The organism is Rhodococcus rhodochrous (assembly GCF_014854695.1).
In the GTDB taxonomy this organism is placed as follows: domain Bacteria; phylum Actinomycetota; class Actinomycetes; order Mycobacteriales; family Mycobacteriaceae; genus Rhodococcus.
The window spans coordinates 298,558-317,713 of record NZ_CP027557.1 but is presented as its reverse complement, the minus strand read 5'-3'; the positions used below and the strand labels follow the sequence as shown (position 1 = coordinate 317,713).

The 19,156-nt window shown below is 63.7% G+C and carries 11 protein-coding genes, 2 tRNA genes and 3 rRNA genes; 6 read left to right on the top strand and 10 right to left on the bottom strand.

Translation table 11 applies throughout. From position 1 onward, the window contains the following. Positions 1 to 76: 76 nt before the first annotated feature. Positions 77 to 1,096 (bottom strand): hypothetical protein, encoded by a 1,020-nt coding sequence (locus C6Y44_RS01395; RefSeq protein ID WP_159416956.1) that lies wholly within the window; start codon positions 1,094 to 1,096, stop codon positions 77 to 79. A 112-nt stretch (positions 1,097 to 1,208) separates the two neighbouring features. Here C6Y44_RS01395 and C6Y44_RS01390 point away from each other — a divergent pair, with 112 nt between their 5' ends. Beyond that, positions 1,209 to 2,369 carry a GIY-YIG nuclease family protein gene (locus tag C6Y44_RS01390; RefSeq protein ID WP_159416957.1) on the top strand — a complete coding sequence of 387 codons (1,161 nt, stop codon included), beginning with the start codon at positions 1,209 to 1,211 and terminating at the stop codon, positions 2,367 to 2,369. Between the two features lie 138 nt (positions 2,370 to 2,507). Here C6Y44_RS01390 and rrf read toward each other — a convergent pair. From rrf to C6Y44_RS01375, 3 genes are all read right to left on the bottom strand, one after another. Next, positions 2,508 to 2,624: ribosomal RNA gene (gene rrf, locus C6Y44_RS01385) — 5S ribosomal RNA — on the bottom strand. 110 nt (positions 2,625 to 2,734) lie between these two features. Continuing rightward, a 23S ribosomal RNA gene (locus C6Y44_RS01380) occupies positions 2,735 to 5,866 on the bottom strand. Positions 5,867 to 6,163: 297 nt separating this feature from the next. Continuing rightward, positions 6,164 to 7,685: ribosomal RNA gene (locus C6Y44_RS01375) — 16S ribosomal RNA — on the bottom strand. Together the 16S, 23S and 5S rRNA genes form the textbook arrangement of a ribosomal RNA operon. A 638-nt stretch (positions 7,686 to 8,323) precedes the next feature. Between C6Y44_RS01375 and C6Y44_RS01370 the strand changes: the two genes are divergently transcribed. Then, a complete protein-coding gene (locus tag C6Y44_RS01370) occupies positions 8,324 to 9,469 on the top strand; it encodes a DNA cytosine methyltransferase (protein ID WP_024102730.1) in 1,146 nt (381 codons plus the stop codon). Positions 9,470 to 9,480: 11 nt separating this feature from the next. Next, positions 9,481 to 9,930: a very short patch repair endonuclease gene (locus tag C6Y44_RS01365; RefSeq protein WP_159416958.1), complete on the top strand. Its 450-nt coding sequence runs from the start codon at positions 9,481 to 9,483 to the stop codon at positions 9,928 to 9,930. A 30-nt stretch (positions 9,931 to 9,960) separates the two neighbouring features. On the opposite strand, the gene C6Y44_RS01360 is transcribed toward C6Y44_RS01365, so the two are convergent. Both C6Y44_RS01360 and C6Y44_RS01355 read right to left on the bottom strand, forming a co-directional pair. Next, positions 9,961 to 11,109 carry an acyl-CoA dehydrogenase family protein gene (locus C6Y44_RS01360; protein WP_192378613.1) on the bottom strand — a complete coding sequence of 383 codons (1,149 nt, stop codon included), beginning with the start codon at positions 11,107 to 11,109 and terminating at the stop codon, positions 9,961 to 9,963. Next, positions 11,109 to 12,341 (bottom strand): acyl-CoA dehydrogenase family protein, encoded by a 1,233-nt coding sequence (locus C6Y44_RS01355; RefSeq protein ID WP_120281115.1) that lies wholly within the window; start codon positions 12,339 to 12,341, stop codon positions 11,109 to 11,111. The genes C6Y44_RS01360 and C6Y44_RS01355 overlap by 1 nt, the downstream gene beginning before the upstream one ends. A 350-nt stretch (positions 12,342 to 12,691) precedes the next feature. On the opposite strand from C6Y44_RS01355, the gene C6Y44_RS01350 reads away from it, so the two are divergent. Further along, entirely contained in the window at positions 12,692 to 13,585 is an 894-nt protein-coding gene (locus C6Y44_RS01350; protein ID WP_159416960.1) for a TIGR03619 family F420-dependent LLM class oxidoreductase, read from the top strand. A 322-nt stretch (positions 13,586 to 13,907) separates the two neighbouring features. Here the strand turns inward: C6Y44_RS01350 and C6Y44_RS01345 are convergent, their stop codons facing one another. The 3 genes from C6Y44_RS01345 to C6Y44_RS01335 all read right to left on the bottom strand — a co-directional run bounded on the left by C6Y44_RS01345 (position 13,908) and on the right by C6Y44_RS01335 (position 15,099). Continuing rightward, the gene (locus C6Y44_RS01345) at positions 13,908 to 14,726 is read right to left on the bottom strand and encodes a RelA/SpoT domain-containing protein (protein ID WP_120281113.1); all 819 of its coding nucleotides are present in this window, start codon (positions 14,724 to 14,726) and stop codon (positions 13,908 to 13,910) included. A gap of 171 nt (positions 14,727 to 14,897) precedes the next feature. Beyond that, a tRNA-Arg gene (locus C6Y44_RS01340) sits at positions 14,898 to 14,970 on the bottom strand. Positions 14,971 to 15,007: 37 nt separating this feature from the next. After that, positions 15,008 to 15,099: transfer RNA gene (locus tag C6Y44_RS01335), tRNA-Ser, on the bottom strand. A gap of 148 nt (positions 15,100 to 15,247) precedes the next feature. Here C6Y44_RS01335 and hisC point away from each other — a divergent pair. Next, positions 15,248 to 16,327: a histidinol-phosphate transaminase gene (gene hisC / locus C6Y44_RS01330; RefSeq protein ID WP_120281112.1), complete on the top strand. Its 1,080-nt coding sequence runs from the start codon at positions 15,248 to 15,250 to the stop codon at positions 16,325 to 16,327. Between the two features lie 99 nt (positions 16,328 to 16,426). Beyond that, positions 16,427 to 18,124 (top strand): bifunctional metallophosphatase/5'-nucleotidase, encoded by a 1,698-nt coding sequence (locus tag C6Y44_RS01325; RefSeq protein ID WP_120281111.1) that lies wholly within the window; start codon positions 16,427 to 16,429, stop codon positions 18,122 to 18,124. A 21-nt stretch (positions 18,125 to 18,145) separates the two neighbouring features. Here C6Y44_RS01325 and C6Y44_RS01320 read toward each other — a convergent pair whose 3' ends face one another. Beyond that, positions 18,146 to 19,144, bottom strand: a complete 999-nt coding sequence (locus C6Y44_RS01320) for an alpha/beta hydrolase (RefSeq protein WP_159416961.1) — start codon at positions 19,142 to 19,144, stop codon at positions 18,146 to 18,148. Positions 19,145 to 19,156 lie beyond the last annotated feature (12 nt).

Genomic DNA, 19,156 nt, shown 5'->3' with positions numbered 1-19,156 from the left:
GGTATGCGACGAAGCGCACACGGTGGGCAGCGGTGCCGTGATTCGTCCACCACACGGTTGCGGCGGGCTCATCTGCTCACGCCGTGTCCGGCAGCGCCTCGTGCCGGGACATCTGCCGCAGGTGGTGTGAGAACACCGACAGCGCGGCGGCGCCCACGGCGACGTTGAGCAGCGCCCCGAACTCCTGGACGGCGAACTCCAGCACGTCGACGAAGAAGACGGTGATCAACGCGGCCGTCCGGAGTGCACGGATCGCCCACCTTCGCCGGCGCCACAAGCCCACCGATCCCACCACGCACAGCAGGACGGTGACGCCGGAGCCGACGAGCTGGATCACGGTCACCACGTTGCTCGTCCGGGCGGCGAGATCCTCCTCCAAAGTGGCGGCTGCATTGAGGAGAATGCCGACGGAGAAAATGGTGAGCAGGGCTGCCGCGACGCGGACACTGCGTTCACCCCGCAGTCGCTCCGGCAGCCGGAGCGCCACCCACGAGAAGCGCGACGGTACCTCCCGGCACCGGGCGAGCAGGAGATCGATCTGTTCGACGACCTCGGGGTCGACTCCACCCTCACGTGCGCGTTCGAGCTGCACTCGCGCCTGGTCGCGGTCGGTCGGGGTCAGGCCGTGGGTGAGCCCGTCCGTCGCCGTGAGCGCGGCGTTGGCGAGATACTCGTCGGGCGACGGCCCGCGACGGAGGTGCACCGCTCGATTGACGACGAGCAGCAGCACGACCACCACGTACATGATCGCCACCGAGGGTCGGTAGAAGTAGTCGTTGGTCTTCGTGACGAACTTGCCGACCTCGTCGAGGAACAGGCCGAACCCGATTCCTCCGAGCAGCACCGCGATGCGGTCGGGCGCCCGGCCGATGAAGGTCAACGAGACCATCAACGCGGCGACCATGAGCAGACCGCCCCACAGCACGTGAGCGATATGCAGGACCGACCCGCCGACCTGCGGATAGCCCGTCAGGTGCAGGTACAGACGGGTGACGAGGATGGTCGCGACGGCGATGATGAGAAGTGCTTCGACCTGCGCGGACGACGCGGTGTCCCGCAACAATCGAGAACGGGAACGGGTCCGCACCGCTGTCATGGCACGCGAGCTTATCCGGCTCGGGTTCTCCTCGGGTTCTTCCTCCGGATTCGGCGGCGCGGCGCCTGCGCGGAGCGACTCGCCAATCTTGTGTGTGGCCTAGAGTCGCTCTATGCGCACAGTGTGGACAGTTCCTCCGAACATTGCCCAAACTCTGCTGGAATCTCCCGAGATCCAGATGTTCCTGACCAGCAACGAGTTGCCGGATACAGCGGACGATCCACGCCAGAGACTTGCGGAGTTCACCCACGCGCTCGGCGCCCTCAGCCGTCACATCGGACGCACCTTCGGTTCCGTGGATGCAGCCAACCGCGAACTGTTCGGCGGGTCCGCCGGGAAGGTCCCCGTGGCGCTGCGCCTGACCGTCCTGCGTGCCCTCGTGAACCATGTCGAAGACCGCGCCCCCAGCCCGAAACTGCTTCCGAAGAACATCTGCGACCAGCTCGGCGCCTACGTCTACACCCTGCTCGATCCTCGCGACCGGAGCATCTTCTACGTCGGCGCCGGACGCGGAAATCGCATCTTCACCCTCGTCTGGACGGCGCTCGGAGAGACCTCGAAGCTGACCGAGGCCGGCGAGAAGACACCGCTGGCCACCCCCGAGACCGAGGCGGCTCTGCGGCGCATCCGAACCGTCTACGAGTCCGGCTACGCGGTGGAGCACTTCATCGTCGCCGACGCGCTGAACCCGAAGACCGACGCCGACCATACCGCCGCAGTGACGGCCGAAGCGGTCATCGCAGCGCTGGGACTGACCGAACCGCACCGCGGCGAATGCGTACTCACCAACCTGGCGGGCGCAACCGAGGAGTCGGAAGCCGACCGCGCCGCCATCCCGATCGCCGAGCTCGTTCGTCAGTACTCGGCCTCGCCCGCTCCCGAACTGCCGACGCCGTGCGTCGTGCTGCGGGTCAACGAGGCGAAGAAGGCGTCGCCGGCGGCGGTGCGCGAACTCGCGTCCAAGCCGTGGCCGGCCGGGTCGGCAGCGCGTGGGATCGACGGTCTGCCGATCATCGTCGTCGCAGACAACATCGTCCGGGCGGTCTATCGCGCCACCGGGTGGGAAGCGGCCGCTCGCACGGAGGAGAACGGCGGCACGATCCTCTACCGGTTCGTCGGGGAGGCCGACGAAGAGCTCGAGGGAAAGTTCGTCAACACTCGCGTCACGCCGGACCGGCTGGGTCTCAAGCGTTGGCCGTCGCACGGTTGGGCTCCGCGTCTGACGCGTGCTCTGCCGCGGCCGGTCGCGCGCCCGAAGGCACCGCGCCCCTGATTCTCCGGCTGCTCCTCGGTTCGTCTGCGGACCGGGGAGCAGCTCGTGTCGGTTCTCGAAAACCGTTGGGCCGGCACATTTTCTGCATACGAAAACACGAAAGGGGACCCACAATGTGGGTCCCCTTTCGGAACGGGTGTTCGGCGGTGTCCTACTCTCCCACACCCTGTCGAGTGCAGTACCATCGGCGCAGACAGGCTTAGCTTCCGGGTTCGGAATGGGACCGGGCGTTTCCCTGTCGCTATGGCCGCCGTAACTCTATGAAACAATATTCCACGCATCAGGAGTATCGAAAACCCGTGTCGGGCTTCGATATCTGATGTGTGTGTTGTTTCAGATACCGCACAGTGGACGCGTAACATCTTCGTGGTAAGTCCTCGGCCTATTAGTACCGGTCACCTCCACCCATTGCTGGGCTTCCAGTTCCGGCCTATCAACCCGGTGGTCTGCCGGGGGCCTTACCCCCTCGAGGGGGTGAGAAACCTCATCTTGGAACAGGCTTCCCGCTTAGATGCTTTCAGCGGTTATCCCTTCCGAACGTAGCCAACCAGCCATGCCCCTGGCGGGACAACTGGCACACCAGAGGTTCGTCCGTCCCGGTCCTCTCGTACTAGGGACAGCCTTCCTCAAGTTTCTAACGCGCGCGGCGGATAGAGACCGAACTGTCTCACGACGTTCTAAACCCAGCTCGCGTGCCGCTTTAATGGGCGAACAGCCCAACCCTTGGGACCTACTCCAGCCCCAGGATGCGACGAGCCGACATCGAGGTGCCAAACCATCCCGTCGATATGGACTCTTGGGGAAGATCAGCCTGTTATCCCCGGGTACCTTTTATCCGTTGAGCGACACCGCTTCCACATGCCGGTGCCGGATCACTAGTCCCGACTTTCGTCCCTGCTCGACCTGTCAGTCTCACAGTCAAGCTCCCTTGTGCACTTGCACTCGACACCTGATTGCCAACCAGGCTGAGGGAACCTTTGGGCGCCTCCGTTACATTTTGGGAGGCAACCGCCCCAGTTAAACTACCCACCAGGCACTGTCCCTGAACCAGATCATGGTCCGAGGTTAGAGGTCCAATACGATCAGAGTGGTATTTCAACAACGACTCCACCCATACTGGCGTATGAGCTTCACAGTCTCCCACCTATCCTACACAAACCGAACCGAACACCAATACCAAGCTATAGTGAAGGTCCCGGGGTCTTTTCGTCCTGCCGCGCGTAACGAGCATCTTTACTCGTAATGCAATTTCGCCGAGTCTGTGGTCGAGACAGCAGAGAAGTCGTTACGCCATTCGTGCAGGTCGGAACTTACCCGACAAGGAATTTCGCTACCTTAGGATGGTTATAGTTACCACCGCCGTTTACTGGGGCTTAAATTCTCAGCTTCGCCACCGAAATGGCTAACCGGTCCTCTTAACCTTCCAGCACCGGGCAGGCGTCAGTCCGTATACATCGTCTTACGACTTCGCACGGACCTGTGTTTTTAGTAAACAGTCGCTTCTCTCTGGTCTCTGCGACCACCCCCAGCTCACGGAGCAAGTCCGGTCACCGAGCGTGGTCCCCCTTCTCCCGAAGTTACGGGGGCATTTTGCCGAGTTCCTTAACCACAGTTCTCTCGATCGCCTCGGTATTCTCTACCTGACCACCTGTGTCGGTTTGGGGTACGGGCCGTGTACCAACTCACTAGAGGCTTTTCTCGGCAGCATAGGATCACTGAATTCCCCTCAACGGGTACGCATCACCTCTCAGGCTGTATGTGACACGGATTTGCCTATGTCACGCCCTACCGGCTTACACCAGGTATTCCATCACCTGGCCCAGCTACCTTCCTGCGTCACCCCATCGCTTGACTACTACAATCAGGGTCCCGTGCAGCCATCCCCACAGTTCCCGAAGGAACAGTGGAGACTTTTGGACGGTTAGCACAACTGATTCGCCATTGGGCGCGGATACACGGGTACGGGAATATCAACCCGTTGTCCATCGACTACGCCTGTCGGCCTCGCCTTAGGTCCCGACTCACCCTGGGCGGATTAACCTGGCCCAGGAACCCTTGGTCATCCGGCGGACGAGTTTCTCACTCGTCTTTCGCTACTCATGCCTGCATTCTCACTCGCGCAGCCTCCACACCTGGATCACTCCGGCGCTTCTACGGCTGCACGACGCTCCCCTACCCACCCACACCACTGCCGGAAAAGTCGTAACCCTTCCGGGGTGTTGTGTGAGTGCCGCGGCTTCGGCGGTGTACTTGAGCCCCGCTACATTGTCGGCGCAGAACCACTTGACCAGTGAGCTATTACGCACTCTTTCAAGGGTGGCTGCTTCTAAGCCAACCTCCTGGTTGTCTCAGCGATCCCACATCCTTTTCCACTTAGTACACGCTTAGGGGCCTTAGCCGGCGATCTGGGCTGTTTCCCTCTCGACTACGAAGCTTATCCCCCGCAGTCTCACTGCCGCGCTCTCACTCACCGGCATTCGGAGTTTGGCTGATTTCGGTAAGCTTGTGGGCCCCCTAGACCATCCAGTAGCTCTACCTCCGGTGAGAAACACGCGACGCTGCACCTAAATGCATTTCGGGGAGAACCAGCTATCACGGAGTTTGATTGGCCTTTCACCCCTACCCACAACTCATCCCCTCAGTTTTCAACCTAAGTGGGTTCGGGCCTCCACGACGTCTTACCATCGCTTCACCCTGGCCATGGGTAGATCACTCCGCTTCGGGTCTAGAACATGCCACTACACACGCCCTATTCGGACTCGCTTTCGCTACGACTACCCCACACGGGTTAACCTCGCGACATGCCACTAACTCGCAGGCTCATTCTTCAAAAGGCACGCCATCACCCCCAGTGACAAGTCACTCGAAGGCTCTGACGGATTGTAAGCGCACGGTTTCAGGTACTATTTCACTCCCCTCCCGGGGTACTTTTCACCTTTCCCTCACGGTACTAGTCCGCTATCGGTCACCAGGGAGTATTCAGGCTTATCGGGTGGTCCCGACAGATTCACACCGGATTTCACGGGCCCGGTGCTACTCGGGTATTCGCATCGACAGTCGCCGTGTTTTCGTCTACGGGATTCTCACCCTCTACGACAGGCCGTTCCAGACCACTTCGACTAACACGACGATTTCTCACTGTCGGCCGGCATGGCAGCGCCGACACAACGAACCCCACAACCCCGAATACACAACCCCTGCCAGGTATCACATGTACTCGGTTTAGCCTCATCCGCTTTCGCTCGCCACTACTCACGGAATCACATGTTGTTTTCTCTTCCTGTGGGTACTGAGATGTTTCACTTCCCCACGTTCCCTCCACACACCCTATATATTCAGATGCGGGTAACACGACATCACTCGTGCTGGGTTTCCCCATTCGGAAATCCTCGGATCACAGCTCGGTTGACAGCTCCCCGAGGCATATCGCAGCCTCCCACGTCCTTCATCGGCTCCTGGTGCCAAGGCATCCACCGTACGCTCATAAACACTTACAACAAAGATGCTCGCGTCCACTGTGCAGTTCTCAAACAACACACAACAACCCCTACCGCAAGAAAACTGATTTTCTTGTTTCGCGGATCATCGTCGCTGATCAAACACATCGCGTGTTCTCTCAGGACCCAACAGTGCACCGATATAGCTCCCCGAATTCTTCCTGTGAAGAATCCGTGCTGGAGAGCGATTGTCAGCGTTCCACCCATGAGCAACCGTGTCCCACGATCGGGGACAATCGGCCTCTGCCTGCTCCCCCAACACCACTGTGCTGGTCCGAGACAGGAGTTGCTCCTTAGAAAGGAGGTGATCCAGCCGCACCTTCCGGTACGGCTACCTTGTTACGACTTCGTCCCAATCGCCGATCCCACCTTCGACGGCTCCCTCCCACAAGGGGTTAGGCCACCGGCTTCGGGTGTTACCGACTTTCATGACGTGACGGGCGGTGTGTACAAGGCCCGGGAACGTATTCACCGCAGCGTTGCTGATCTGCGATTACTAGCGACTCCGACTTCACGGGGTCGAGTTGCAGACCCCGATCCGAACTGAGACCGGCTTTAAGGGATTCGCTCCACCTCACGGTATCGCAGCCCTCTGTACCGACCATTGTAGCATGTGTGAAGCCCTGGACATAAGGGGCATGATGACTTGACGTCGTCCCCACCTTCCTCCGAGTTGACCCCGGCAGTCTCCTGCGAGTCCCCACCATCACGTGCTGGCAACACAGGACAAGGGTTGCGCTCGTTGCGGGACTTAACCCAACATCTCACGACACGAGCTGACGACAGCCATGCACCACCTGTCTACCGGCCACAAGGGAAACCACATCTCTGCAGTCGTCCGGTACATGTCAAACCCAGGTAAGGTTCTTCGCGTTGCATCGAATTAATCCACATGCTCCGCCGCTTGTGCGGGCCCCCGTCAATTCCTTTGAGTTTTAGCCTTGCGGCCGTACTCCCCAGGCGGGGCGCTTAATGCGTTGGCTACGGCACGGATCCCGTGGAAGGAAACCCACACCTAGCGCCCACCGTTTACGGCGTGGACTACCAGGGTATCTAATCCTGTTCGCTACCCACGCTTTCGCTCCTCAGCGTCAGTTACTGCCCAGAGACCCGCCTTCGCCACCGGTGTTCCTCCTGATATCTGCGCATTTCACCGCTACACCAGGAATTCCAGTCTCCCCTGCAGTACTCGAGTCTGCCCGTATCGCCTGCAAGCCCGCAGTTGAGCTGCGGGATTTCACAGACGACGCGACAAACCGCCTACGAGCTCTTTACGCCCAGTAATTCCGGACAACGCTCGCACCCTACGTATTACCGCGGCTGCTGGCACGTAGTTGGCCGGTGCTTCTTCTCCCACTACCGTCACTTGCGCTTCGTCATGGGTGAAAGAGGTTTACAACCCGAAGGCCGTCATCCCTCACGCGGCGTCGCTGCATCAGGCTTGCGCCCATTGTGCAATATTCCCCACTGCTGCCTCCCGTAGGAGTCTGGGCCGTGTCTCAGTCCCAGTGTGGCCGGTCGCCCTCTCAGGCCGGCTACCCGTCGTCGCCTTGGTAGGCCATTACCCCACCAACAAGCTGATAGGCCGCGGGCTCATCCTGCACCGAAAAACTTTCCACCCCAGGACATGCATCCCGAGGTCATATCCGGTATTAGACCCAGTTTCCCAGGCTTATCCCAGAGTGCAGGGCAGATCACCCACGTGTTACTCACCCGTTCGCCACTAATCCACCCAGCAAGCTGGGCTTCATCGTTCGACTTGCATGTGTTAAGCACGCCGCCAGCGTTCGTCCTGAGCCAGGATCAAACTCTCCGTTGAAGACTCAAGATTCCCCACCGAAGCGAGGTAATCAGTCAAAGACATCGAGTCAAATCACTAGCATACAAACTCAAACTAGCTATAAAACACTGGACCACCGCAGACGGAAGAATGCGATGTCCAGCAACAACCACCCACAAAAAGTGAAGTGGTCGCACCAAATATTATTTGGCACTGACATTCATCGGCACACTGTTGAGTTCTCAAAGAACACGCGCACATCATCACGCTCCGGACTGACGTCCGACCCGCTCTGAGGCAACTGTTCCAGCCTACTTCCTCATCCTCACGAACGCAAGTCCGTGTGGTTTTCGGAACCAGGGGCGGCTCGAAACCTTACCAGAAGGTTCGTGGCCATCAAATTCGCAGGCGCCTTCGTCCAACCTCGTTGTCCCGTTCCTCTCGGCCCGGGTCGGTGTCCGTGTCGCTCTGACCTGGAATAAGTTACGCGAACATCTCCGAGAACACCAAATCGCCAGGTCAAGGGCGGTTTCGGTAGCATGGAGCCCCTCACGGGAGGGGTAGGACGACCCCTCCATCGTGGTGCTCGTCGCGTCCGCTCACGGATCGTCCTACTTCTCGAGTAACGTTCACCGTTGAGCTGAGCGAGGAAGGGTGCCGTGACGTCGACGGGGAACATGGTGGGGTTGTTCGCCGGTATCGGCGGTCTGGAGCTCGGACTCGGGCGACACGGGTGGAACACCGAACTCCTCTGCGAGATCGAGCCGGGTGCTCAGGCAGTACTACGTACGCGCTTCCCCGACGTTCCGCTCCATCCGGACGTCACGCGTCTCCGCTCTCTCCCCCGCGATACGGAACTGGTCGCCGCAGGCTTCCCGTGCCAGGACCTCTCTCAGGCCGGACGCACGGCCGGCATCACGGGTTCGAAGTCCGGACTCGTGGACGAAGTGTTCCGTCTCGTGAAGCGTAAGAACGGCCCGCGCTGGCTCGTCGTCGAGAACGTTCCCTTCATGCTGCAGCTCGGCCGGGGTGCAGCGATGCGCCACATCACCGACGCCCTCGAGGAGCTCGGCTACATGTGGGCCTACCGCGTCGTCGATGCCCGCGCCTTCGGTCTCCCCCAGCGTCGGCACCGCGTCCTGATGGTCGCCTCTCGTACCGACGATCCCCGCACGGTGTTGTTCGGCCAGGACGCCGGCATGCCCATGGAGGGCAATCCCGATCTGTTCCCCTGCGGCTTCTACTGGACCGAGGGTGTGCGCGGTCTCGGATGGGCAGTCAACGCCGTGCCCACGCTCAAGGGCGGTTCGACGCTCGGTATCGCCAGCCCTCCGGCCGTGCGACTGCCGTCCGGTGAGATCGTCACCCCCGGCCTGACCGACGCGGAGAGGCTCCAAGGCTTCGACGCCGATTGGACGGCTCCTGCCGTCGAGGCGCCCGGCGTCCGTGCCGGACACCGGTGGCGTCTGGTCGGCAATGCGGTCAGCGTGCGGATGGCGTCGTGGGTGGGCCACCGTCTGAACAACCCCATCGCATACAGCTCCGACCACGAGACCCCGCTGCTTCCGGGCGACACGTGGCCGACCGCCGCGTGGGGTGCCCGCGGACAGGCGTTCCGCGTGCACGAGTCGCAGTGGCCCGTCCAGGCTCCCTACGAGGACCTCGGCGGTTTCCTCCTCGACGCCCGTCTGCTGTCGGCGCGGGCAACGGCAGGATTCCTCCGACGCGCACGCTCCGGCAACCTGCGCTTCCTGCCCGGATTCCTCGAGGACGTCGAGAACCACCTCGAACGCATGGGTGGCTTTCCGCGAGTGGCGGCCTGAAAGCCACTGTGATGGTGTCGTCGGATCGGCCCGGGACGGATCCGCGTACGAGTGCGCGGATGAGCCGGCAACGCCGACGCGACACCGTTCCCGAAGTGGCGTTACGTAAGGAACTGCATCGCCGGGGGCGGCGGTTCTTCGTCGACCGCGCTCCTCTGCCGGGTATGCGACGCCGGGCCGACCTCGTCTTCCCTCGTCGTCGGGTCGCGGTCTACGTGGACGGATGCTTCTGGCACAGCTGCCCGCAGCACGCGACGTTCCCGAAGAACAACGCCGAGTGGTGGGCGGCCAAGCTCGCCGCCAACGTGCAGCGCGACCGGGACACCGACGCGCGTCTGCAGGCCGCGGGCTGGACGGTGGTGCGGGTGTGGGAGCACGAGGATCCCGTCGTCGCCGCGACGCGCGTGGAGGATGCTCTGTCGGCTCCGCCGGAAACGGATGTAGGGCCGGCGCAGGGGTGATCCCCCGCACCGGCCCTGGCACCGATCCGATCAGCCCTTCGTGAGCTGGGCGTACCTGGCGACGTGCTGTTCGGCGGTGCCGAACTCGTACTCGATCGCGGTCAGTCGCTTGAAGTAGTGCCCGACGGCGAGCTCCTCCGTCATACCCATGCCGCCGTGGAGTTGGACGGCGTTCTGGCCGACGAAGCGTGCCGCACGGCTGATCGTCGCCTTCGCGGCCGAGACCGCGCGTGCCCGCGTGGCGTCGTCGCTGTCGAGATGAAGAACGGCCAGGTAGGCGGCGGACACCGCCTGCTCGACCTCCATGTACATATCGACCATGCGGTGCTGGAGCGCCTGGAAGCTGCCGATGGGCTGACCGAACTGCTGGCGCTGCTTGGCGTACTCGACGGTGTCGGCGAGCACCTTGCGCATCAGACCCACGGCTTCGGAGGACACGGCGGCGGTCGCCTCGTCGACGCCGCGCGAGACGGACGGCCATGCGCTGCCCTCCTCGCCGAGCAGCGAGTCGGCGGGCAGTCGCAGACCCGAGAAGACGATGTCGGAAGCGCGTCGGTCGTCGATCGTGCGGTAGGAGTGGATCTCCACGCCGGCCGGTGGGTTCGCGGGGTCGAAGTCGACGAGGAACAGCGAGATGCCGTCGGTGTCGGTGCGCTCGCCCGACGTGCGGGCGGTGACGAGCAGGTGCGTCGCGAGCGGAGCGCTGGTGACGACGATCTTCTCACCGTCGACGACCCACTCGTCGCCCTCGCGACGCGCGGTGGTGGACACGTCGTGGAAGACGTATCCGGAGGTGGGTTCGGTCGCGGCGAACGCCGTGACGGCTTCACCGGCAGCGATCGCCTCGAGGACGGACCGGGCTCGATCGACCCCTGCACGACCGAGCAGCCCGCCCCCGAGGACGACCGTGTCGACGTACGGTTCGATGACGAGTGCGTGCCCGAGTGCCTCGGACACCACCATCAATTCGACCGGTCCGCCGCCCATCCCCCCCACCTCTTCCGGAAGCGTGGCTCCGAGGATTCCGAGATCCTCGGCGAATGCCCGCCACACCTCCGGTTGCCAACCATCGCCGATGGTCGCGACCTTCCGGCTTTGCGCCAGGTCGTAGCGACCGGCGAGGAACTTGGTGACCGAATCACGAAGGAGCTCCTGCTCCTTGCTCAAACCGAAGTCCATCAGAGCCCCAATGCTGCTTTGGCGAGAATATTTCGCTGGATCTCGTTGCTGCCGGCGTAGATCGACCCGGCACGGTCGTTGAAGTAACGCAGCGGCGCGACGGCCTGCCACTCCTCACCGCTGACGTAACCGTCGGCGGGCGGCACGTAGTCGGCCACCGGACCACCGGGCGCGGTGATGTGCGGCTGGTAGACCCGACCGCGTGGACCGGCTGCCTCGAGGGTCAGCTGGGTGATCGTCTGGCTGAGTTCGGTGCCCAGGATCTTGAGCATCGACGATGCAGGACCGGGGTTCTTGCCCGCGGACAGCGCTGCGAGAGTGCGGTATTCGAGGATCTCGAGCACTTCGGTGCGGATACGCGCCTCGGCGAGCTTGGCGGAGAACGCCGGATCGTCGATGAGCCTGCCACCCGACGGACCGGGCTGTTCGGCGGCCGCCTCGGCGATCCGCTCAGCCATGACCTGCAGGGCCGGCGCTGCCGCCGCTCCCCCACGTTCGAAGACGAGCAGGTATTTCGCGACGGTCCAGCCGTCGTCGATCTTCCCGAGGACGTTCTTCTTCGGGACACGCACACCGTCGAAGAAGACCTGGTTCTGCACTTCCTCACCGGACGTCATGACCAGAGGGCGGATCTCGATGCCGGGCGAGGTCATGTCGATGAGCAGGAAGGTGATGCCCTGCTGCTTGCGGCCGGTCTTCGACGTGCGCACGAGCGCGAACATCCAGTTCGCCTCGGTGGCGTGCGTGGTCCAGATCTTGCTGCCGGTGACGATCAGGTCGTCGCCGTCGTCGACCGCCGCCATGCTGAGCGACGCGAGGTCGGAGCCGGCCTCGGGCTCGGAGTAACCCTGACAGAAGAAGACCTCGCCCGTGAGGATCCGGGGCAGGAAGTAGCTCTTCTGCTCCTCGGTGCCGTAGGCGACGATCGCGTGCGCGACCATGCGGATGCCCATCGGCGACAGGTTCGGGGCGCCCGCGAGGATCGACTCGCGGCTGAAGATGTAGTGCTGCGTCTGCGTCCAGTCGCATCCGCCGTACTCGACCGGCCAGGCCGGCGCCGCCCAACCACGCTCATGGAGGATGCGCTGCCACTCCATGCTCGCCTCGTGGTCGGAGTACACGCTCGTCGCGAGTCGGCCGGCCCGCCGCAGTTCGGGCGTCAGCTTCTCCTCGAGAAACGATCGCACCTCGTCTCTGAAGGCGGCGTCGGCCTCTGACCACGCAAGTTCCATGTCTTCTCCCCGCAGAGCGCGACCGCCGTTGCCGGACCGTCGTGCGAATTGTCGTTAACTTTTCGAGAGTGGTACGAAATCTACTTCCGCCCCAGCGGGCTCGTCAATAGACGGATTTCACCTGTGGTACCGGCAGGATCTCCGACCGGGGAGGCGATCGATCGAGTCCCCGACTCCGGGTGGAGCGTCCACTCGAAACGTAGACGGAACGTTCACTCGTAGCGCACGAACCGGAACGGTGGCGTTTCACCTCGTGACTGCGGTCACACACTCTGGTAGAACCTTGTTCTTGAGAATGTAAACATCACTCTTGCACGTCGGCGAGCATCGAAACTTCGGAGGACATTCGAGTGAAGTTCTGGAGCGGGACAGCATTCATGAAGACCGCGGAGATGCCGGCCGTCGCCCGCATGCTCGACGACGCCGGATTCCACGGCCTGCTCGTCTCGGACCATCTGATCTACCCGAAGGAGATGAAGACCGTCTATCCCGGGCACGAGAGCGGCAAGCCGTTCTGGTCGCCGGAGACCGAATGGCCCGACGCCTGGGTGCTCATCGGTGCGATGGCCGCCGTGACGAAGAACCTGCACTTCGGCAACAACGTCTACATCGCGCCGTCCCGGCCGATCCTCGAGGTCGCCAAGCAGGTGGGCACCGCCGCCACGATCGCCGGTGGTCGCGTCTCCATCGGACTGTCCGCGGGATGGATGCGCGAGGAGTTCGAACTGCTCGGCCAGGACTTCGACAACCGCGGACCCCGGCTGAACGAGATGATCCGGGCGCTCCGCGAACTGTGGAAGGGCGGATGGGTCTCGTTCCGAGGCGAGTACTACGACATCCCCGAGATGACCATCGAACCCCACCCACCGAGCCCGGTGCCGATCCTGTGCGGTGGTGAATCCGGACCGGCGCTCCGACGTGCCGCGCGCTATTGCGACGGCTGGGTCGGCACCGCCTACACGATCGACGTCGCCGAGCAGTGGATCGATCGCATCAACGGCTACCGCCGCGAGTACGGACGCGAGAACGAGCCCTTCGACTTCATCGTCGGCCTGCGCGACGAGCCGTCCGTGGAGCTGTACCGACGGGCGGAGAAGATCGGCATCACCGGCGTCATGGTCTCGCCGTGGGCGAACTGGGAGGCCACCCACTCGGGCGACCACGATCACCTCCTCGGCACCGCCGAGCAGTACCGCGCGCCGATCGAGGACTTCGCCGAGAGGATCATCACGAAGCTCACGTGAGCGCAACCGGAAACAGCAATCCTCGAACGAGAAAACCCTCACCGACAGGATCGATGAGGGTTTGGTCTGTGTGCCCGAAGGGATCGAACCCTGGCCTGTCAGGCGTTTGCAGCCAGTTCCCGGCCCTGAAAGTACCTGGAGTGCGTGCGACGAAGCGTCTCGAGGGAGTCGCTCACCAGCGAAACAATCTCCACATCTTTGTCCGTTCGAGACTTCTCGAGCTCGAGACGCCGACGCATAGCAGCACGTCGTCCCTCGACGCCGGGGAATGACGTAACCGTCCGGTCGGCAGTCTTCCGGTTGTACTCGATCACGAAAGCCGTCACTGTTCCATCCCCTTCCGCTGTGCGTCTCGAAGCAGCTGCTCTACATCGTCGAGCATAGTAGAGAGTTCGGCTTCGTCTTCCAGCACCTTGTACCCGATCTCGCGAACCTCTTCGGGCAGATCGTCAAGACTGTTCCATACATAGCCGGAATCAGGAGACATCTCAGCAATCTTGTCCTTCGCCTCTTCGATCAGCCGGATCTGATTCGAGGAGATCCCCTGAAGCTTCGAGGCAATCCCACTCCAACCACCAGACCCCGTGACTCGCTCATATCTGATACTTCGGCCGGCCAAGTCGCCCAACCGTTCGTACGTGTTCGCCCACTTGCTCTGGAGTTGTGTACGAACTTGAACCTCGGCCATCGCACGCCGAAGCTTCAGATGGACGTGAACGGCGCGGTACCCGTTGTGGTGCTCGACCCGTAGATCTTTCACTGCCTTTTCAGGGTCCATCCCGAAGGCCCGAGCGATGGCAGCAGCGACTCTGTCCTGCTCATGCAGCGTCATCTCGGCGTCCACTCGGACGCCGGCGATATCAACGATGTTGGTCAAAGGTCCAGAGGAAAGGCGGACCAGCTTGTCACGGAGCGTGTCGATCGTCTTCGCTCGGTAAGTGATGTCCACCTCGGAATGTGAATGAGGCAAGATCGTCTTCCACGGCAGAGCATGGACGATGCCGTGAACCTCTGCCGCCAACTCGTCGTACCAGATCATGACGTCGTCGTAGTCGGGAGCGCCCTCCGGTGTCGCGACATTGTCACGGAGGCACTGGGCAAGAATCTCCATCTGTTTGTTGGACCAGGGCCGATCTTGCACACACCCTCCTGTAGTCCGGGGGAAGTCACGTGACGTCCCTTGCGGAGTGAAGATAGCCACAAAGATGTCGCTGAAGCCGGTCAGCAAGCCGTGTCGATTCTGTGTCGTGGCGACTCCGTAACCAGATACGAGAAAACCCTCACCGGAAGTACCGGTGAGGGTTTTCGTGTGTGCGCCCGAAGGGATTCGAACCCCTAACCTTCTGATCCGTAGTCAGATGCTCTATCCGTTGAGCTACGGGCGCATGTGTATTCAATTGTCGTTGGTGACGCTACACCAACTGGCGGAGGCGAGAGGATTTGAACCTCCGGTCCCCGGTAAGGGGGACAACTCATTAGCAGTGAGTCCCATTCGGCCGCTCTGGCACGCCTCCTCGGGGATTCGATGCTCTCGAACCGCCGGATCGAAACATTACACATGCCCCGAGGGGAAACGCAAAACGCCTGGTCAGAGGCGTGTAGATGGACGGTCTCCCCCATCCTGCCGACAGGCGGTCCCACGACGAGGAGCATAATCGGCTCGTGACTCCACGGACCCGCCCCGACCTCGAATCGATCCCCGCCTACGTTCCGGGCCGCTCGTTCCCCGGTGCGGTGAAGCTCGCCAGCAACGAGACCACCATCGGCCCGCTCCCCAGCGTCCGGGAGGCGATCGCCGACGCTGCCGCAGGCCTCAACCGCTACCCCGACAACGGCGCGACCGAGCTCGTCGCGGCACTGTCGGAGCGACTCGGCGTCCCGACCGAGCGGATCGCCGTGGGCTGTGGATCGGTGAGCCTGTGCCAGGAGCTCGTGCAGATCACGTGCGATGCGGGCGACGAGGTGATCTTCGCGTGGCGGTCGTTCGAGGCGTACCCGATCATCGCGGCCGTCGCCGGCGCGACCGCCGTTCGCGTCCCGAACACCGCGGACCACGGTCACGACCTGAAGGCCATGCTCGCCGCGATCACCGACCGCACGCGGCTGATCTTCGTGTGCAATCCCAACAACCCCACCGGGTCGCTGCTGGGCACGGAGGAGCTCGCACAGTTCCTCGACGCCGTCCCCGAGCACATCGTCGTCGCCCTCGACGAGGCGTACTTCGAGTACGTCCGCCCCGAGCCCGGTGAGGATCTGGCCGACGGTCTCGAGCTCGCGGAGGGTCGCAGCAACGTCGTCGTACTCCGTACCTTCTCCAAGGCCTACGGTCTCGCCGGCATCCGTGTCGGATACGCGGTCGCCGACCCGTCCGTCGTGACGGCGCTGAGCAAGGTCCACACCCCGTTCTCCGTCAACTCGCTCGCCCAGACGGCCGCCGTGGCCTCGCTCGCCGCCGCGACCGAGTTGCTCGCGCGCACCGAGGGCGTCGTCGCCGAGCGGGAACGGGTCCACGCGGCGCTTGTCGAGGCCGGCTACGAGGTGCCCGCGAGTGCCGCGAACTTCCTCTGGCTGCCGCTGGGTGAACGCTCCGCCGCGTTCTCCGAGGCCGCAGCGGAGGCAGGCGTGGTCCTGCGCAACTTCACGGGCGAGGGCACCCGGGTGACGATCGGCGACCCGCACGAGAACGATCTGTTCCTCGACTTCGCGACCGGGCAGGGACGGGCACTCGCCGGCATCGGCTGATCCTGTGACGAGACCCAACCGTTATGGCTGGGTATCGGTGGCGTGATCCGGCCCTGACAGACTCGGGCGGTCGGATCGGGCCGGGGTCGGAGGAACTGCATGGGGGCAGGCAAGGTGCGGCGCGCCCTGTCGGCCTGCGCAGTCGTCGGCTCACTGGTCGCCTTCGGTGGTGCGGCACCTGCCGGCGCTGCACCGTCGAGCACCGTCCCCTCGAACACCGTCCCGCTCCGGGTGATCGCATTCGGCGACCTGCACGGAAATCTGCTGCCCCCGCAGGGACTGCACGGCGAGGTCGTCCGGTCGGATGACGTCTCGGTCCCCGCGGGCGGTGCGGCCTATCTCGCCGCCTACGTCCGCCAGCTCCGGGAGCAGGCCGACAACTCCGTGCTCTACGCCGTGGGCGACACGTGGGGTTCGTCGCCGCTCGAGTCGGGTCTGTTCCACGACGAGCCGACCATCGCCCTGCTCGACGAACTCGACCTCACCGCCGCGACCCTCGGCAACCACGAACTCGACCGCGGCTACGCCGAATTCGAGCGGCTCCGGGACGGCGGTTGTCACCCGAAGGAAGGGTGCCTCTACACCGAGCCGTTCGACGGCGCGAACTTCCCGATCCTCGGCGCCAACCTCACCACGACGAACGGCACACCGGCCGCACTCCCCTACAGCATCGACTACGTCGACGGGCTGCCCGTCGGGGTCATCGGCGTCGTGCCGAGCAACACCCCCGACATGATCCGGCCCGACGCCATCGCGGGACTGCGGTTCGAGGACGAGATCGCCGCCGTCAACCGCACCGCCGACATCCTCGGCGCGCTCGGCGTCCGCTCGATCGTCGTGCTCTACAAGGGCGACATCGGAGCCATCGACGGCGACGATCCGTGCCCGAGCGGGGACGGCGGGGCGGCGGCGATCGCGACGTCCGTCTCCCCCGAGGTGGACCTCATCATCACCTCCGACGGCGACCGGCACTTCAACTGCACCTACACCGATCCCGCGGGCAAACCGCGCACCGTCGTGCAGGGCGCTTCGCACGGGCGCATCCTGTCGGTCGCCGATCTCGTCATCGACCGGCAGAGCCGCGAGGTGCTGCGCGACCGGACCGTCGTCTTCACGCAGGTCGTCACGCACGACATCGACCCGGATCCGACCACCCTCGAGTTCGTCGACCGGGCGGTCGAGAAGTCGGCGGAGGTCGCGAACCGGTCCATCGCCCGTATCGGCGGCGACGTCACGCGCAGCAAGAGCCCGAGCGGAGAATCGGCGCTGGGCAATCTGGTGGCCGACGCGCAACTCGCCGCGACGCGACATCTCGGGGCGCAGATCGCCCTGATGAACCCCGGCGGACTCCGCGGCGACCTCCTCGCCGGCGACGGCACCGTCTCCTACCGGGAGACCTACGCCGTGCAGCCCTTCGGGAACATGCTGCAGGTACTCGACCTCACCGGAGCCCAACTCGACGCGTTGCTCGAGCAGCAGTTCCAGGACAGCCCGGTCGGCTCGGAGATCGAACGCATCCTGGCCCCCTCGCACAATCTGACCTACACACTCGACCGCCTGGCGCCGCGCGGCGAACGGATCCGCTCGATCACGATCGACGGCGAGGCCGTGGACCCCGAGCGCGTGTACAAGGTCGTGATGAACAACTTCCTGGCCGGCGGCGGCGACGGTTTCACCGTGTGCACGGAAGCGCACGGGCTGGTCGGCGCGGGCAAGGATCTCGACGCCCTCAACAGCTATCTGGCGACCCGCTCACGCGTGGAGCCGCCGGCGGTCGACCGCATCCGCCTGCACTGAGACGGTGCCGTCGATGCGCGGTCAGCGGAGTCCGAGGGCGTCGGCGAGGGTCGGCCAGGCGGCCTTGATGTCGTCCTGCCAGTAACCCCACGAATGCGTGCCCCACGGGCGGTAGACGACCTGCGCGGGGATGCCGAGTTCGCGGAGGCGACGGTCGTAGGTGACGGTGCACACGAAGGTGCCGATCTCGAGCGGCGCGCCGACGGTGAGCACGTCCTGGCCGGCGCCGAGATCGTGCGGGCCGAGCAGGCCGTTGCCGGTGCTGAGGAAGACCTCCTTGCCGCGCAGCTTCTCGGCGAGCAGGTAGGAGTCGTGCTCCTCCCACCGGGCGTCCTCGGGCGGTCCCCACATGTTGTCGGGGTTGCCGCCCTTGTACGCGACGGTCCCGCGGACGGTGTCGCGGGAGCGGTCGCTGGAGGTGTCGTAGCAACCGCTGAGCGCCGCGACCCCCTGGTAGAGGTCGGGATTGCGGGTGATCAGGGACATCGCGCCGGTGGCACCCATCGACAGTCCCGCGACGGCGTTGGTGCCGTTGCCGTCGAATTCGGCGTCGATCAGCGGGGGTAGTTCCTCGGTCAGGAAGGTCTCCCACTTGTTGACACCGAGGACGGGGTCGGGATTGTTCCAGTCGGTGTAGTAGCTCGCGGTGCCACCGACGGGAAGGACGACGTTGGTGTTCTTGTCGGCGAAGAACTCCTCGATGTCGGTGCGTTGCGTCCACGTGCTCTCACGGAACTCGGACTCCTCGCCGGCGCTGACGCCGTCGAGCAGGTAGAGGGTGGGGCGCGGCCCCGCCGAGGCCGGGTGCAGCACCTGCACCGGCACGATCCGATTCATCGCGGCCGAGTGGACGAACAGCTTCGTCTGCCGGTCGCCGACGCGCTCGACGTGGTCGATCCTGGCCGACGCCGGTTGCATCTGGGGCGGTTGGGCATGGGCCGGTCGGGCATGGGCCATCACTGTGCCGGAGACCGGCATCATCAGGGCCACCGCCACAGCCGCCGCAAGTCTCTTCACCATCGAACTCCCCGT